This is a genomic window from Pseudomonas sp. AA-38, from assembly GCF_029457475.1.
Lineage (GTDB): Bacteria > Pseudomonadota > Gammaproteobacteria > Pseudomonadales > Pseudomonadaceae > Aquipseudomonas.
In genome coordinates, this window is sequence record NZ_CP120359.1 from 62,947 (window position 1) to 78,534 (window position 15,588).

General features: G+C 64.4%; 12 protein-coding genes. 4 read left to right on the plus strand and 8 right to left on the minus strand.

The genetic code is table 11. From position 1 onward, the window contains the following. Window positions 1-19: 19 nt before the first annotated feature. Together PVE35_RS00290 and PVE35_RS00295 are read right to left on the minus strand one after the other, a co-directional pair. Complete coding sequence (locus PVE35_RS00290) at window positions 20-1,012, minus strand: asparaginase (protein WP_268180228.1); 993 nt, start codon at window positions 1,010-1,012, stop codon at window positions 20-22. A 66-nt stretch (window positions 1,013-1,078) separates the two neighbouring features. Continuing rightward, entirely contained in the window at window positions 1,079-2,518 is a 1,440-nt protein-coding gene (locus PVE35_RS00295) for an alanine/glycine:cation symporter family protein (RefSeq protein ID WP_277373408.1), read from the minus strand. 161 nt (window positions 2,519-2,679) lie between these two features. Here PVE35_RS00295 and PVE35_RS00300 point away from each other — a divergent pair, with 161 nt between their 5' ends. Continuing rightward, the gene (locus PVE35_RS00300) at window positions 2,680-3,492 is read left to right on the plus strand and encodes a helix-turn-helix transcriptional regulator (RefSeq protein ID WP_268180231.1); all 813 of its coding nucleotides are present in this window, start codon (window positions 2,680-2,682) and stop codon (window positions 3,490-3,492) included. 8 nt (window positions 3,493-3,500) lie between these two features. Here the strand turns inward: PVE35_RS00300 and PVE35_RS00305 are convergent, their stop codons facing one another. Further along, window positions 3,501-3,941: a GNAT family N-acetyltransferase gene (locus PVE35_RS00305; RefSeq protein WP_277373409.1), complete on the minus strand. Its 441-nt coding sequence runs from the start codon at window positions 3,939-3,941 to the stop codon at window positions 3,501-3,503. 18 nt (window positions 3,942-3,959) lie between these two features. Continuing rightward, window positions 3,960-4,592 carry an FMN-binding negative transcriptional regulator gene (locus PVE35_RS00310; protein WP_277373410.1) on the minus strand — a complete coding sequence of 211 codons (633 nt, stop codon included), beginning with the start codon at window positions 4,590-4,592 and terminating at the stop codon, window positions 3,960-3,962. A 98-nt stretch (window positions 4,593-4,690) separates the two neighbouring features. On the opposite strand from PVE35_RS00310, the gene PVE35_RS00315 reads away from it, so the two are divergent. Further along, a complete protein-coding gene (locus PVE35_RS00315; RefSeq protein ID WP_277374941.1) occupies window positions 4,691-6,157 on the plus strand; it encodes a PLP-dependent aminotransferase family protein in 1,467 nt (488 codons plus the stop codon). 131 nt (window positions 6,158-6,288) lie between these two features. On the opposite strand, the gene PVE35_RS00320 is transcribed toward PVE35_RS00315, so the two are convergent. Together PVE35_RS00320 and aspA are read right to left on the minus strand one after the other, a co-directional pair. Then, window positions 6,289-7,539 carry a dicarboxylate/amino acid:cation symporter gene (locus PVE35_RS00320; protein WP_268180237.1) on the minus strand — a complete coding sequence of 417 codons (1,251 nt, stop codon included), beginning with the start codon at window positions 7,537-7,539 and terminating at the stop codon, window positions 6,289-6,291. 110 nt (window positions 7,540-7,649) lie between these two features. Continuing rightward, window positions 7,650-9,074, minus strand: a complete 1,425-nt coding sequence (gene aspA / locus PVE35_RS00325; RefSeq protein ID WP_268180239.1) for an aspartate ammonia-lyase — start codon at window positions 9,072-9,074, stop codon at window positions 7,650-7,652. 208 nt (window positions 9,075-9,282) lie between these two features. Here aspA and PVE35_RS00330 point away from each other — a divergent pair, with 208 nt between their 5' ends. Next, window positions 9,283-10,188 (plus strand): LysR substrate-binding domain-containing protein, encoded by a 906-nt coding sequence (locus tag PVE35_RS00330; protein WP_277373411.1) that lies wholly within the window; start codon window positions 9,283-9,285, stop codon window positions 10,186-10,188. 314 nt (window positions 10,189-10,502) lie between these two features. Continuing rightward, window positions 10,503-11,006, plus strand: coding sequence for a DUF2127 domain-containing protein (locus tag PVE35_RS00340; RefSeq protein WP_277373412.1), 504 nt, complete (start codon window positions 10,503-10,505; stop codon window positions 11,004-11,006). A gap of 224 nt (window positions 11,007-11,230) precedes the next feature. Here the strand turns inward: PVE35_RS00340 and PVE35_RS00345 are convergent, their stop codons facing one another. Beyond that, window positions 11,231-14,086, minus strand: a complete 2,856-nt coding sequence (locus tag PVE35_RS00345; protein WP_277373413.1) for a M48 family metallopeptidase — start codon at window positions 14,084-14,086, stop codon at window positions 11,231-11,233. A gap of 359 nt (window positions 14,087-14,445) precedes the next feature. Next, window positions 14,446-15,540 (minus strand): polyamine ABC transporter substrate-binding protein, encoded by a 1,095-nt coding sequence (locus PVE35_RS00350; RefSeq protein WP_277373414.1) that lies wholly within the window; start codon window positions 15,538-15,540, stop codon window positions 14,446-14,448. Window positions 15,541-15,588 lie beyond the last annotated feature (48 nt).

Genomic DNA, 15,588 nt, shown 5'->3' on the forward strand with positions numbered 1-15,588 from the left:
AGCTTTTGGATGGCTATCTTCAGTCGGCCATTTCTCCGCACAGATCCAGCCCCAGCCAGCGCTCCACCTCGGCCTGCGCCAGGCCGGCGCCGAGCAGGGCGAACAGCTTGCCCAGCGCCGCTTCGCGCGTCATACCGCCGCAGGACACCAAACCGGCCTCGGCCAGCCGACTGCCGGCCGCGTACACGCCGAACTGCACATGGCCCTGCATGCACTGGCTGATGGCGGCCAGCACCACGCCCTGCTCATGGGCTTCGCGCAGCGCAGTCATGAACTCGGCATCGCCGGCCGGGCCGGTGCCGCTGCCATAGCATTCCAGCAGCAGGCCACGGGCGCCGCTGGCCACCAGTGCGCGCACCTGGGCAGCCTGCACGCCCGGGTAGAACGGCAGCACGGCCAGGCTGACCGGCTGGCGCTGCTGGCGGTAGTCGGTGGCCGCGTCGATGCTGGCAGCCCGCTCGGCCTGACGCGTGCGCTCCAGCACCTGGAAGGCGTCGAAGGCATCGCTGCGCAACTTGGCGCAACGCGCGCCGTGCATCAGTTGGCCGTTGAAATACAGGTGCACCCCCGGCGCGACGCCGCGATGCAGGGTACGCAGGGCACCGAACAGGTTGGGCCAGGCGTCGCCGTTGGGCACGCCAGCCGGCTGCATGGCGCCGGTGAGCACCACTGGCACGTTCAGGCCAAGCAGCAGGAAGCTCAATGCCGCGGCGCTGTAGGCCAGGGTATCGGTGCCATGCAGCACGAGCACGGCGTCGCAGCCGTCGGCTTCGACTGCCTGGACGATGGCATCGCGGATGGCCAGCCAGTGGCGCTGGGTCATGTTGGCGCTATCGATCAACGGCAGCAGTTCGCGGAAGACCCAGTGGGGCAGCTCGGCCGGGTTCTCTTCGCTCTGCCGGGCACGCATGCGTGCCTCGAAACCGGAGGCCGGCGCCAGGCCGGCTTCGCTCATCTGCATGCCGATGGTGCCGCCGGTATACAGCACCAGGAGTTTTGCTGGGGTCGCCATGGGCTCTCCTCGGTAAACGTTGGGCAAGAAAAAGGGGGGCAACGCCCCCCTTGTTTCACGCGGGCGTCAACGCTGGTAGACGCGATCGCCAATTTCGGCATGCGCGGCCGGGGCATCTGCCGGTGCGTGCCAGGCCTTGGGGTCGAGATCCAGATCGGCGTACTGCTTGGGATCGAGTACCGGGGTTTTTACACCGGCTTTGATCTGGCCGTCATAGTCGCGCATCAGGCGCAGGCCGACCTTGAACAGCAGTGCCAGGGCAATCAGGTTGCAGATTGCCAGCAGGCCCATGGTCACGTCGGCGAAGGCGAACACGGTGCCCAGATCCTGCACCGAACCCCACAGCACCAGCACGACCACCAGTACACGGTAGACCATCACCGGTACGCGCTTCTCGGTGAAGAAGCCCAGGGCGTTCTCGCCGAGGTAGTAGTTGTAAACCAGGGTGGTGAAGACGAACAGCAGCAGCGCCATGCTGACGAACACGCGGCCCCACTCGCCGACGACAGCGGCCAGAGCGCTTTGCGTCAGGACAACACCGGCCATCTCGGTACCCGGCTGGTAGACGCCGGACAGCAGGATGATCAGCGCGGTGCTGGTGCAGATCAGCAGGGTGTCGATGAACACACTCAGCGACTGCACGATGCCCTGAGCGGCCGGGTGTTGCACTTCGGCAACGGCAGCCACGTTCGGCGCACTACCCAGACCGGCTTCGTTGGAGAACAGGCCACGCTTGACGCCCATCATGATGGCGGCGCCCATGCCACCGGCAAATGCCGGTTCCAGGCCGAAAGCACTCTTGACGATAAGAGTCAGCACGTCCGGGACTTCCGTAACGTTCAGGGCAATCACGGTCAGCGCCATGGCGATGTAGGAGAACGCCATGATCGGAACCAGTACGTCAGCCATGCTGGCGATACGCTTGATGCCACCGAAGATGATCAGGCCGATCACTACGGTCAGCGCAATGCCGCTGGCGATGGTCGGCAGACCGAAGGTGTCATGCAGCGAGCTGGCCACGGTGAAGGACTGCACGGCGTTGAAGCCGAAGCCGAAGGTCGCCAGCAACAGCAGCGAGAAGATGATGCCCAGCCAGCGCTGGCCGAGGCCGTGCTGCATGTAGAACGCCGGGCCGCCACGGTAGGTGCCATCGGGCTCACGGCGCTTGTATAGCTGGGCCAGCGAGCACTCGAAGTAGCTGGTGGCCATGCCGATCAGAGCCACGACCCACATCCAGAACACCGCGCCAGGGCCGCCAAGCATGATGGCCACGGATACGCCAGCGATATTGCCTGCGCCGACGCGACCGGCAACCGACAGCATCAGCGCCTGGAACGAACTGAGTTGACCGGGCTTGCGTTCAAAGGCTTGGGCAAAAATGCTGAACATGCTGCCCAGGTAGCGGAACTGGACGAAGCGTGAGGTGATGGTGAAGGTCAAGCCAAGGCCGATCAGCATTACGATCAGCAGCTTGCTCCAGATAAAGTCATTGAGAAGATCGAGCATGGAGGCTTTCTCTCTTGTTGTTCTGAATGGGGAATACGCCTCTCTGGGCGGATTGCGGAATGGTTCGTGATAGAGGCCTCATAGGGCAATTTCGCAGGTCGCGGCGAAATGACGCGAGTTGATGCTAGAATCGCGTCACTCGCATCACCTGGACCGCCCATATGTCCGATTCCCTCGGCAGCAATCTCAAACTGCTTTGCAGTCATTACCGCTCGATTGCCGAGGTCTGTCGCAAGCTGGCCATCAACCGTGCGCAGTTCAATCGCTACCTGGCCGGGCAGAGTCGACCGACCGCGCACAACCTCAAGCGCATCTGCGATTTCTTCGGCGTCGAGGCCCACGAACTGGCACTGCCGAGCGAGGCCTTCGCCCGGCTGATGGGCACGCGCCATGGCGAGCCACAGCCGAGCCATGGCAGAGACCCACTGCTGGAGCTGTTCGAGCCATTGCGCGGCCATGCCAGTTCGCTGGCGCGTTACTGCGGTTACTACTTCGAGTATTCCAACTGCATGTCGGTGCCTGGGCAGATCCTGCTGTCGCTGGTGCACCTGCGCGAGGAACGTGGCAGCTACGTGTTCGAGCGCCAGGAACGGCAGGAGCGCGCCCGCGGCGGCGTCGCCGAGGACTGGGTGCGCTGCCGTTACCTGGGGGCCGCCTTCTACCTGCAGGATCGACTGTTTCTCATCGACTACGAGTCGCTGACCGGCAACGAGATGAGCCAGACCATCCTCATCCCCAGCTTCAAGAGCCATATCACCCGCCTCAACGGCCTGAAGACCGGCGTCTCCAGCGGCGACCGGCGCACCCCGGCCTGCACCCGCGTGGTCTGGCAATACCTGGGCAGCGAGATCAATCGGGTCAACGCCTACCGACAGGTGATGCTCTACGCCCCGGACGACCCACGCATCGACGACGACATCCGCCAGCGCCTGGGTGGTGCGCAGTTGCGCGATGGGTTGTTCGAGATCGAGTGAGGCGCGGCTCAGAACAACTTGCGGTACTGAATGAACCCGGAACGGTCGCCGATGCGGTCGTAGAGCATGCGGCCCTGGTAGTTGGTTTCCTGCGTCAGCCAATGCACGCGGCTGGCGCCAGCGGCGCGTGCCTCGGCGTAGACGTGCTCGATCAGCGCACGGCCCACACCGCCGCCACGGATGTGCTCGGCCACGAACAGATCCTGCAGGTAGCAGTAGTCACCGGTCGTCCAGCAACTGCGGTGGTAGATGAAGTGCACCAGGCCGACCGCTTCACCGTCCTGCCAGGCCAGTGCGGCGTGCATCGGCTCGGCCGGGTCGAGAAAGCGCTGCCAGGTGAGGGCGCTGGTTTCGGTCGGGATCTCGGCCTGGTAGAAGTGCTGGTAGCCCTGCCACAGCGGTAGCCAGGCGGCGTGATCGGCAGCGGTGATGGGGCGGATGTCGAGCATGGGGTTTTCCTTTGGTCTTCAGTCGCTAAGGGGCATGTGCGCTAGCAGTTCCCGCTCGCGCGGGTTGGCTGAAGCGGCCAGGCCATTGCGCACGCCGGCCTGATCGGCCGTCGAGCGGTTCTGGCTGAGTTTCCATTTGCCTTCGAGGCGGCGGATCGGCATGGCGAAGCCGACGATGGCGCGCAGCATGGTGTCGAGGTACTCACGCGGTGCATCGCTGACCGCCCAGGGCTGCGGGCGCCCCTGTTCGTGGCGTTCGCTGAGACGGCTGACCAGCTCCAGCAGGCGCTCGGGCTCGTCGAACACCTCGGCCTGACCCCAGGCATGCACGGAGATGTAGTTCCAGGTCGGTACCACCTTGCCGTGCTCGGCCTTGGCCGAGTACCAACCGGGATGCACGTATGCGTCCGGGCCGCTAAACACCGCCAGGGTCTCGGCGCCATCGGCCAGATCGCGCCAGTGTGGGTTGGCGCGGGCGAAGTGGCCGTAGAGGGTGCCGAACTCGCCTTCGCCGGGCTCCAGCAGCAGCGGCAGATGGCTGGCTTGTAAGCCCTGTTCGCCGGCACTGCTGAGCAGAGCCAGACCGCAGGCGTGAATCTGTGCGTGCAGGCTGGCCAGGTCATCCTGGCGGAAGGCGGCGGGGCAGTACATGGCAGCTTCTCCTGGCGTGATGAGCCCATGCTAGGCAGGATATTGGCCTGACGTAAGATCCATTCCGGATCACTTCGATGGAGCCAATTTACGCTGCCATGGCCAAGTCACCTGCCCTGCCCTTCGATCTTTCCGGCATTCACCTGCAGCCAGGCCATGGTCTGGCGCGCCAGCTCTACCAGGCGCTGCGCGAGCGTATCCTCGACGGTCGTCTGGTCGGTGGTACCCGTTTGCCGGCCAGTCGCGAGCTGGCCGCTTTGCTCGGTATCTCGCGCAATACCGTGACCCGCGCCCTCGACCAGCTCTATGCCGAGGGCTATGTGGCTGGGCGCGTCGGCGATGGCACCTATGTCGTCGAGCTGGCGCGGCCGCGTCCAGCCTCGTCCGCCGTTGCCGCCACGGCCGTCGATACCCCGGCGCTGCAGCGCTTGCAGGCGCATCATCTGCCGGTGCCGGTCGAGGGTGCGCCGCGGGCGTTTCGCATCGGTGTGCCAGCCTTCGACCTGTTCCCCTTCACCACCTGGGCACGCCTGCAGGCGCGCTTCTGGCGCAAACCTTCGCTGGCGCGCCTGGGCTACGGCGACCCCGCCGGCCTGCTGGAATTGCGTGAGTTGATCGCCGCCTACCTACGCAATGGCCGTGGTCTGGACTGCGACCCCAGGCAGATCGTGCTCACCACGGGGGCACAGCAGGCCATCAGCCTGTGCGCCCAATTGCTGGTGCAGCCCGGTGAGCGGGTGGCGGTGGAAAACCCCGGTTATCGCGCCGCCGGGCATGCCTTCGCCGTGGCCGGGGCGCAGGTGCGGGGCGTGCCGGTGGATGGTGAAGGCTTGCAGGTCGAGGCCCTGCAAGGCATCGGCGGCTGCCGGCTGGCCTACCTGACGCCTTCACACCAGTACCCGACCGGCGTGACCCTGTCACTGCCCCGGCGCCTGGCACTGCTGGAGTGGGCCAAGCGCGAGGGTGGCTGGATCATCGAGGACGACTACGATGGCGAATATCGCTACAGCGGCACGCCGCTGGCACCCCTGGCCGCGCTGGATGCCCTGCAGCGGGTGATCTATGTCGGCACCTTCGGCAAGCTCGCCTTCCCCGCCCTGCGCCTTGGCTATCTGGTGCTGCCCATGGCTTTGGTCGAGGGCTTCAGTCGCCGTCTGGCGCTGGACATGCGCCATCTGGAGATCGGCACCCAGGCGGTGATGGCCGAATTTATCGCGGCCGGGCACTTCCAGCGGCATGTGCGGCGCATGCGCCAGGCCGCGCGGTCGCGGCGCGACATCTTGCTGCGTGAATGGCCGCAGGCGATCCCGGGTTGTGCGCCGTTGCCGGCGGTGGAGGCCGGCCTGCACCTGAGCATCAGGGTCGAGAGCCTGGCGCGTGAGCACGAGCTGATCAGCGCGGCGCGTGCTGCCGGGGTGGAGATGAACCCGCTGAGCGGTTACTGGCTGCCCGACAGCGAAACGGCTGAGGGCGCCCGCGCCGGGCTGGTGCTGGGTTTTGCTGCGGTGCCTGAGGCGCAGATCGTCGAGGCGGTGCAGACGCTACGCAGGGTCTGGAGGCTTTAATGCTGGCCAACCGGCTGTGCGCGCAGCGCACCCTACGGCAGCCACTCTTGAATGGCAGGCCACAAAAAAAAGGATGGCCGAGGCCATCCCAGAGTGGTGAGGCTGGTGAGGCCTCCTATGAAAATCGTTGTTCAGGCCGCGTTGTCGCTGTTGTAGATATCCCGATCCAGCTCATTTTCACTGCGGCCGACCAGGGTGGTGGTCATCAGGTCGCCGGCGACATTCACCGTGGTGCGCGCCATGTCGAGGATGCGGTCGATACCGGCGATCAGCGCCACGCCTTCCAGCGGCAGGCCGACCGAGCTCAGCACCAGGCCGAGCATGATCAGGCCGGCGCCAGGGATGCCGGCGGTGCCGATCGAAGCCAGGGTGGCGGTGAGGATGATCATCAGGTACTGGCCGGCGTTCAGGTCGATGCCGAAGCCCTGGGCGATGAACAGTGCCAGCACGCCCTGGTAGATGGCGGTACCGTCCATGTTGATGGTGGCGCCCACCGGCAGCACGAAACCGGCCACGCCTTGCGACACGCCAAGGTTCTTGCGCGCGCACTCGATGGACACCGGCAGGGTGCCGGAACTGCTCGAGGTACTGAAGGCCACCGCCAGTGCCGGGGCGATGCCACGGAAGAAGCGCAGCGGGCTGAGGCGCGCCAGGCCGCCGATCAGGCCACCATAGACCACCAGCATATGGGCGATGCTGGCCAGGTAGATCACCCCGATCACCCCGGCCAGCGGCAGCAGTACCTCGATACCGTGGGACGAAACCACCCCGGCGATCAGTGCGAACACGCCGATGGGGGCGAAGCGCATCACCAGGTCGGTGAGCTTGTAGAGCACCTCGGCCAGGCTGTCGAACAGGCGAATCGCCGGCGCCGCCTTCTCGCCGACCAGGTTCATGCTCAGGCCCAGGGCGATGGCGAAGACGATGATCTGCAGGATGTTGCCTTCGGCGAAGGCGGTCACCGGGTTGGTCGGTACCAGGCCCACCAGTATCTCTACCAGCGAAGGTGCCTGCTTGGCCTCCATAGTGCCGTTGGCGACCATCTGCATGCCCTCGCCGGGGCTGAACAGGGTGCCGAACAGCAGGCCGATGCTCACCGCGAAGGCGGTGGTGATCAGGTAGATGGCGATGGTCTTGACGCTGATGCGGCCGAGCTTGGCGCTGTCGCTCATCGAGGTGATGCCGGCCACCAGGGAAACGAAGACCAGCGGCACGATGAGCATCTTGATCGCATTGAGAAACAGTGTGCCGATTGGCGCCAGCGCCTGGGCGCCACTCTTGAACAGCATGCCGACGGCCACGCCGAGCAGCAGGCCGACGAGAATCTGCTGCCACAGCGGTACGCGGGCAAGGAAAGACTGTGCAGCGGTGTTCTGACTCATATGGGTTGTCACCTGGATTGTCGTTGTTGTGATGCCGTCTGTGCGGCCTTGGTGCTATTGCCGTGGAAACGAACACGCCGCCCTGGCGGCGGCGTGTGTCATGCGCATGTTCAGCCCTGCAGTGGAACCAGGCGCGGTGCGATCATGTTCTCGGGGCGCAGGATGTCATCAAGGGTGGCGTCATCCAGCAGTTTTTCCTCGCGCACCAGTTCCAGCACGCCGCGACCGCTTTCCAGCGCGACCTTGGCGATACGGGTGGCGTTCTCGTAGCCGATGTAGGGGTTGAGCGCGGTGACCAGACCGATGGAGTTCTCCATCAGCGCGCGGCAGTGCGCTTCGTTGGCGGTGATACCGTCGATGCAGAGCTCGCGCAGCATGTCCATGGCGCGGGTCAGCAGGCGGATCGAGTCGAAGATCTTGTAGGCGATCAGCGGCTCCATCACGTTCAACTGCAACTGGCCACCCTCGGCGGCGATGGTCAGCGCCAGGTCGTTGCCGATCACCTCGAAGGCCACCTGGTTGACCGCCTCGGGGATTACCGGGTTGACCTTGCCCGGCATGATCGAACTGCCCGGCTGACGCGCCGGCAGGTTGATCTCGTTGATGCCGGTGCGCGGGCCGCTGGACAGCAGGCGCAGGTCGTTGCAGATCTTCGACAGCTTCACCGCGGTGCGCTTGAGCATGCCGGAGAACAGCACGAAGGCGCCCATGTCGCTGGTGGCCTCGACCAGGTCGGCAGCCGGCTTGACCGGATGGCCGCTGATCACGCCCAGGCGCTTGACCGCCAGGGCCTGGTATTTCGGATCGGCATTGATGCCGGTACCGATGGCGGTGCCGCCCAGGTTGACTTCGTGCAGCAGGGTCGGGGCGAGCATCTTCAGGTGCTGCAGGTCTTCGCCGAGGGTGGTGGCGAAGGCGTGGAATTCCTGACCGAGGGTCATCGGTACCGCATCCTGAAGCTGGGTGCGGCCCATCTTCAGCACGTGGCCGAACTCCAGGCCCTTGGCCGCCAGCGACTGGATCAGCTTGTCCAGCGCGGTGAGCAGGCTGTCGTGGCCCAGCAGCAGGCCCAGGCGGATGGCGGTCGGGTAGGCGTCGTTGGTCGACTGCGCCATGTTCACGTCATTGTTCGGGTGCAGGTACTGGTACTCGCCCTTCTCATGACCCATGGCTTCCAGGGCGACGTTGGCGATCACCTCGTTGGCGTTCATGTTGGTCGAGGTGCCGGCACCGCCCTGGATCATGTCCACCACGAACTGATCGTGGAACTCACCCTGGATGATGCGTGCACAAGCGGTGCTGATCGCCGTGTGTTTGGCAGCGGAGAGGTGGCCCAGCTCACGGTTGGCGTCGGCTGCAGCCTGCTTGACCATGGCCAGCGCGATCACCAGCTTGGGGTAGTGCGACAGGGTCACACCGGACAGTCGGAAGTTCTGCACCGCACGCAGGGTCTGGATGCCGTAGTAGGCATCGGCGGGGACTTCGAGGGTGCCAAGCAGGTCTTTTTCGACGCGGAAGGATGCAGCAGCGGACATGATGAGACAGGCTCTCTGGGAGATACGGCAAGTGCCGCGATGCCCATAGAGTAAGGTTTCTGGCGCTTGGCCGGCCAATGCCGTTACTTGCTGCCCTATGCGCAATCGGCATAATGTGTGTGTGACGCCCGTCCGACTTCGGACGTACCGCGTAGCCCGGATTGCATCCGGGCTACGTGCCGCACAGTGTCATGCCCCGGAGCCGGCAATGAATCTGGAAACCAAATGGCTGGAAGACTTCGTCACCCTGGCCGCCACCCGCAGCTTCTCCCAGGCCGCCGAGAAGCGCTTCGTCACCCAGCCCGCATTCAGTCGGCGCATCCGCAGCCTCGAAGCCATGCTCGGGCTGACCCTGGTGGATCGCTCCTGCACCCCCGTCGAACTGACCGAGGCCGGGCGGCTGTTCCTGGTCACCGCGCGCAGCCTGGTGGAGCAGCTCGGCGAGGTGGTGCGCCATCTGCATAACCTGGAAGGCCAGCAGGGCGAAGTGCTGCAGATCGCTGCGGCGCACTCGCTGACTCTGGGCTTCTTCCCGCAATGGATCGCCGACCTGCGCCGCGACGGCCTGCCACTCAACACCCGCCTGGTAGCGACCAACGTCGGCGAGGCGGTGCACTCGCTGCGCGAAGGCGCCTGCGACCTGATCCTCGCCTACTACGATCCCGACGCCGCCTTGCAGATGGATCCGAAGATCTTCCCCTCCCTGCACCTGGGCACCACCGCCATGCTGCCGGTCTGCGCCACCGACAAGAGTGGCGCGCCGCTGTTCGACCTCGACAGCGGCCAGGCCATCCCGCTGCTGGCCTACACGGCTGGCGCCTTCCTCGGTCGCTCGGTGAACCTGCTGCTGCGCCAGCGCGTGTTGCGCTCCACCACCGTGTACGAAACCGCCATGGCCGACAGCCTCAAGAGCATGGCCCTGCAGGGCATGGGCGTGGCCTGGGTGCCGCGCCTGTCGGTCACCGCCGAACTGGCCCGTGGCGAACTGGCCATATGTGGCGGCGAGCACTGGCAGATCCCCCTGGAAATCCGCCTCTACCGCTGCGCACTGGTGCGCAAGGCGGCGGTGCGCTTGCTGTGGCGCAAGTTGGGGGCGGGGGAAGTCGGGGGATAAGTGGTGGATTACGCCTGTGGTTAATCCTGATTATTGGAGCGTTATCGTTATGGCATTCAGTGAATCGGAAAAGGCCGCTCTACTGGCCGTGAAAGGTGTTGGGCCTACGGTCATCAAGCGCTTCGAGGAGATAGGTATAGATTCATTCTCTGAACTGGCGAGCCATGAGCCAAAGGAAATAGCCCAAAGGGTGGCTTCCGTGCTCAGAACTACCTGCTGGAAGAATAGCCCTCAGGCCCTGGCGGCAGTGGAGTCCGCTATCAAAAGGGCGAGACAAGGTCTGTAATGAATGATGCGCACACACTGAAGAGTCAATGATGACATCCACGAGAAGCGGCCTTCGGGTCATTGCCGCGATAGAGGCCTGCAAGGGCCTTGCTTCACTTCTGGTCGCGCTTGGGCTGCATGAGCTGGCGGGGCGGAATCTGCAGCAGTTGGCTGAGGCGCTGGTCAGCCATGCGCATCTGAACCCTGCCAGTCACCTGCCCGGCATTTTCATTCAGGCCGTGGGCGTGCTGCCCAATGTCGATCTGACGCTGCTGGCCTTCGGCGCTCTGGCGTATTCCGCCGTTCGCCTGATCGAAGCCTATGGCCTGTGGAGGGGGCTGGTCTGGATCGAGTGGTTCGCCCTGGGCAGCGGGGCGATCTATTTGCCATTCGAGATCTATGAAATGGTTGCTCATACCAGCCTGCTGAGCGTTGCCGTCTTCGTGCTCAATGTCATCGTGGTCGGCTATATGGCCCGCGTACTGCTGGTGCAGTATGGCGCGGCAAAGGCATCTGGAGCCCAGGCCAACGAGCCGCGCAAGATCCTGTAGGAGAAATTCATTCGCGACAGGGGGCAACGTGGGCGACCGTGATCGCGAATGAAGGTTAGGTGCCTAATGCCGATCAGTTAAGCGCCGACTGGCTACGATCAGTCCCCTCTCCCCCAGCCCCTCTCCCGTAAACGGGAGAGGGGAGCCAAACGCGTACAGCCTTAACTGACTGGCATTAGGCTAGGCGCCTTCTTCGCTCCTACAGCGCTCCGTCGGCTTCGCAATCAAGGCGTCTTGCCGGCATAGGCTTTCCAGAGGTTGGCATGGGTCGCGTCCGGTGCATCCCAGCGTACATGGGCCTGGATGATCTGTTGCGCTTGTGCTTCGTTGCCGACCAGCTTGAGAACCTCCTCGGGTGTGCTGTCGCCCATGCCACTAAGGATATGGCGTGTGGCACCACCGCTCTTGCTGCTGATGGACTCGGGCGGGTCGGTGAAGAAGAAGTCGGCACGGGCGTCGAGCCAGCGCGGCGCACCGAGAAAGCGCGGTTCTTCCTCGGCGGCATTGCCGTATGAGGCCGTCCAGGCAACCAACGGGCTGGCGCCGGCGACGTTGTAGACGTAATGCAGCCCCGGGTTGCCCAGGCTGGGCTTGAAAGTTTCGATCAACTGACCATCGAGGGTACGAGCGCTCACCTGGGTGTTGGGGGTGAACTCGGTCTTGAACTCGGTGGACGAGTAGGGCCCGACCACCGCGCTCTGCTTGCCAATACGTACCTGCACGCTGGTGCCCAGGCCGTTGTACACCGCGACTTTGGTGTCTACGCCGGTCAGGCTGCCGAAGCCGAGCACAGCACCGACGATCAGCGCTGCCACCAGCAGGCGCATGCTGGTGGCGAAGGCACCATCGGCAATTTGGAAGCGATCCCACCAGTCCAGCTTCAACTGGCGCTTGCGCTCCTGGCCGGGCAGGAGCACGGCGTAGCGTTGTGGGTGGCGAGCCGGTGTCGGTGCCGCCTCGGGCTGGCTGTTCTGCCGCAGGTGGCGAGCCAGTTCGGCTTCGCTGTGCAGCAACTGCTCCAGGGTGGCGCTGCACAGGCCGGATAGCTGGGCGGCGAGGCTATTGCCCCAGCCATCGATCACCTGCATCCATTCGTTGACGTTGTCGGTGCTCGCCTGCGGCAGGGTGAAGTCCTCGAGCGAGGCCGCCCAGGAGTCGATGCCCAGCCGCTTCAGCAGCGGCTCATCGAGCACCACGAGCTGTTTGTCTTCGTGGATGGCCGCCATCACCCGATGCAGCGCATTGGCCGTCTGCAACAGGCGCTTGAGCTCGCGGGAGCTGACCTTGCCGTCGGCCAGCACCACGGCGGTGACATTGGCGAGCAGGCCCTGCGCATCGCGCAGGTCGGCCAGGCTGTGTTCGGCATAGTGCAGCACTTCGATCAGGCCGATCAGGTAGGCCGGCCAACCGCTGCCGAACCGTTCGGCGATAGCCAGGTGGGTGGCCCGGCAGCGTCGATCATGGCCTAGGATCTCCTGGCGCAGGGCTTCGGCCTCCTCGCTGACCTGCTCGATCAGGCGCGGCAGGTCGCGACGGGCAACGCTGCTGCCACGAAACACGATGCTGCCACCAGCGGCCTTGTAGACCTTGTCGCGCAGCGCTTGCAGCATGCCGCGCTCTTCTTCCAGAGCGCGCAGTTGGTGGAGCTGCTGGCTGAGGCTGGGCGGATAGAGGGCCTGCAACGCGCCGTACAGATCGGTGATGGGCGTCGAGTCCTGATAGAGCTCGGCGGCCTGTTCGGCATGGCGCGTCAGGCTGCGGCCCAGGTAGGCGCCCTGGTAGTCGGGGGCGTATTGCAGCATGTCGTAGCGGTCGGCCAGGTTGCGCAGGGATTCTTCCAGGGTGACGGGCTCGAGCTGCGCGCCGTGGAAGAAGTCACTGGTCAGGCGCTGGCGCAGCGCCGTCGGCTCGTCGAACAGCACCCAGGCGCTGCGCTCGTCGTGCGGAGCGGGCAGGTACAGGCGCTTGGCATTTTCTTCGCGGTCGCTGTTGGCCGGGTGGGTCGACCACATCTGCGGCGGTTGGGCGAAACCGGAAACGAACACGCGGTGCTGCTCGGGCGCGTTGCTGGTGCGAGGCGGAACCTTGCCGTAGCTGGGGTCATTGAGAATCTGCGTGACCCTTTCCAGCACCTGGGTCTGGATGCTGAACAGATCCTGCACCGAGCGGCCTTGCTGGTATTCGGCGTTGGCGAACGCCAGGGTGCGATCCCAGGCCTCGTCGGCGGCTTGCAGCTTGTGCAGGGCATGCACTAGCTCGTCGCTGCCGGTCAGGGAGACCGCCACCAGGTCGGCCTGGAACTCCATCTGCCGCGACAGCGCGCGTTGCGCCAGCACCACCAGGCGGAACAGGGTGTCGAGCAGCGAGCGGATCGACCAGACGATCAACGACAGCAGCCAGCCGATCCAGGCGATGCGCAGGTCGAACTTCGACAGCACGCGCAGCAACTTGTCCAGGGCGTCACGCTTGCTGATGATGTGCGAGGCGATCTGCTGGGCGATATAGACCCAACTGCCGATGGCCATGGAGCGCTGGGCGAAATGGCCGAACTCGTGGGCCAGCACGGCCTTGAATTCGCTCAGGGTGAGGATGTTGACCAGGGGCAGGCCTATTTCCAGGTTCTTGCACGAGGGAAACAGGAGGTTGACCACCGACAGGTCATAGAACACCGCCGCATTGACCCGCGCCGAGAGATACACGCGGTGAGGCCGTGGTGCACCGGCCTCGTCGGCCAGTCGGTAGATAAAGGCGAATAGCTGTGGCTGTTCTTCAGGGCGCAGCTCGACATGGTTCGGCGCACCGCCGCGTTCGACGAAGAGCAGGGCCTTGAGCATGAACACGCAGAGGAAGGCGGAGCAGCCACCCACCAGGAAATGCACGAAGGCTTCTTCGCTACCGGCCAGGCCGCTGTTGATCAAGCGCCAGGCGGTCCAGCCGAACCAGCCGGCCAAGGCGAAGTACAGTGTGACGAACAATGCCAGGCTGCCGACGGCGAGCCAGGCCTGGCGTTTGTAGAGGGAGCTGGGGCGGGTCAGGTTTGCCGGCACATCGCTGGGCCCGGCGGGATAGAGATTGTCCATATCGTGTCCTCGTCTCGAAGCTTTAACAGCTTTCAAGGGCTTCCATTGCACAGGGGTAACGCTGGGCCAGAGTGTCGATCAGTTGGAGACGCCAGTCCAGGGCAGTAATGTGACATGGCCACTATTTCTGCAGCGTCTATTCGTTGGTTGGGGTGCGGTCGTCAAGACCAACGCACCCGCGAAGGCACATGATTGCTCCCACGCTCCGCGTGGTAACGCAGCCCAGGACGCTCCGCGTCCATCACGATTGTCACAGCAGCCAGCAGCCAGCAGCCAGCAGCCAGCAGCACCAGGCACGACGCGGCGCCTCGCAACCGATGGAGCCCACGCAAAGCGTGGGCTCCATCGTTATAGGGTCGTTATTTGCCCGACTTGATCGAGGTCCACGCCCGTGTGCGTACGCGTTCGATCTTCTGTGGCAGAGGCTGCACCACGTACAGTGATTTCTGCATCTCCGGCGTTGGGGTCAGATCAGGGTCGGCGGCGATCTCCTTGCTCACCAGCTTCATGCCTGGCACGTTGGGGTTGGGGTAGCCGAGAAAATCGCTGATCGGCGCGATCACTTTCGGGTCGAGCAGGTAGTTGATGAAGGCATGGGCCTCGTCGACGTTCTGCGCGCTCTTGGGGATGGCCCAGGTGTCGAACCAGATCGGCGCGCCCTCCTTGGGCAGGCGCCAGTTGATCTTCACCCCGTTGCCAGCTTCCTTGGCGCGGTTGGCGAACTGGTAGAAGCTGCCGGAGTAACCGATGGCCACGCAGATGTCGCCGTTGGCGATATCGGTCATGTACTTGGCGGAATGGAAGTAGGTGACGTAGGGGCGCACCTTGAGCAGCAGCTCGGTGACCTTCTCATAGTCGGCCGGGTTGGTGCTGTTGGGGTCGAGTCCCAGGTAGTGCAGGGCGATGGGAATGATCTCGGTGGGCGAGTCGAGCATGGCCACGCCGCAGGATTTCAGCTTCTCCATGTACTCGGGCTTGAACACCAGATCCCAGCTATTGACCGGGGCATCATCGCCCAGCGCCGCCTTGACCTTGTCCGGGTTGTAGCCGATCAGTACGGTGCCGTACATGTAGGGCACGCCGTACTGGTTGCCCGGGTCGTTCTTCTCCAGCAGCTTGAGCAGCGCTGGGTCGAGGTTCTTCCAGTTGGGGATCTTCGACTTGTCCAGCGGGGCGAACACACCGGCCTTGATCTGGGTTTCGAGGAACTGGTTGGAGGGGATCACCAGGTCGTAGCCGGAGTTGCCGGTGAGCAGCTTGGCCTCCAGCGCCTCGTTGGTCTCGAAGGTGTCCCAGGTGATCTGGGTACCGGTTTCCTTCTGAAAGTCCTTGGGCACGGATGGCAAGATGTAGTCCGCCCAGTTGTACACGCGCAGCTCCTTGGCCTGCACCGCACCGCTGAGCAGGGTGGCGCCGCACAAGGCGGCGCCGAGCATCTGTTGGATGGCTTTCATCGTTTCTCACCCCTGAAGTGTCGTTGTTGGTCTTTTGGTAGGGTGGAC

Excerpts from the sequence above, each read along its gene's own strand:
- PVE35_RS00290 (WP_268180228.1), bottom strand. The coding sequence starts at position 1,012 with ATGGCGACCCCAGCAAAACTCCTGGTGCTGTATACCGGCGGCACCATC.
- PVE35_RS00295 (WP_277373408.1), bottom strand. The coding sequence starts at position 2,518 with ATGCTCGATCTTCTCAATGACTTTATCTGGAGCAAGCTGCTGATCGTA.
- PVE35_RS00300 (WP_268180231.1), top strand. The coding sequence starts at position 2,680 with ATGTCCGATTCCCTCGGCAGCAATCTCAAACTGCTTTGCAGTCATTAC.
- PVE35_RS00305 (WP_277373409.1), bottom strand. The coding sequence starts at position 3,941 with ATGCTCGACATCCGCCCCATCACCGCTGCCGATCACGCCGCCTGGCTA.
- PVE35_RS00310 (WP_277373410.1), bottom strand. The coding sequence starts at position 4,592 with ATGTACTGCCCCGCCGCCTTCCGCCAGGATGACCTGGCCAGCCTGCAC.
- PVE35_RS00315 (WP_277374941.1), top strand. The coding sequence starts at position 4,691 with ATGGCCAAGTCACCTGCCCTGCCCTTCGATCTTTCCGGCATTCACCTG.
- PVE35_RS00320 (WP_268180237.1), bottom strand. The coding sequence starts at position 7,539 with ATGAGTCAGAACACCGCTGCACAGTCTTTCCTTGCCCGCGTACCGCTG.
- aspA (WP_268180239.1), bottom strand. The coding sequence starts at position 9,074 with ATGTCCGCTGCTGCATCCTTCCGCGTCGAAAAAGACCTGCTTGGCACC.
- PVE35_RS00330 (WP_277373411.1), top strand. The coding sequence starts at position 9,283 with ATGAATCTGGAAACCAAATGGCTGGAAGACTTCGTCACCCTGGCCGCC.
- PVE35_RS00340 (WP_277373412.1), top strand. The coding sequence starts at position 10,503 with ATGATGACATCCACGAGAAGCGGCCTTCGGGTCATTGCCGCGATAGAG.
- PVE35_RS00345 (WP_277373413.1), bottom strand. The coding sequence starts at position 14,086 with ATGGACAATCTCTATCCCGCCGGGCCCAGCGATGTGCCGGCAAACCTG.
- PVE35_RS00350 (WP_277373414.1), bottom strand. The coding sequence starts at position 15,540 with ATGAAAGCCATCCAACAGATGCTCGGCGCCGCCTTGTGCGGCGCCACC.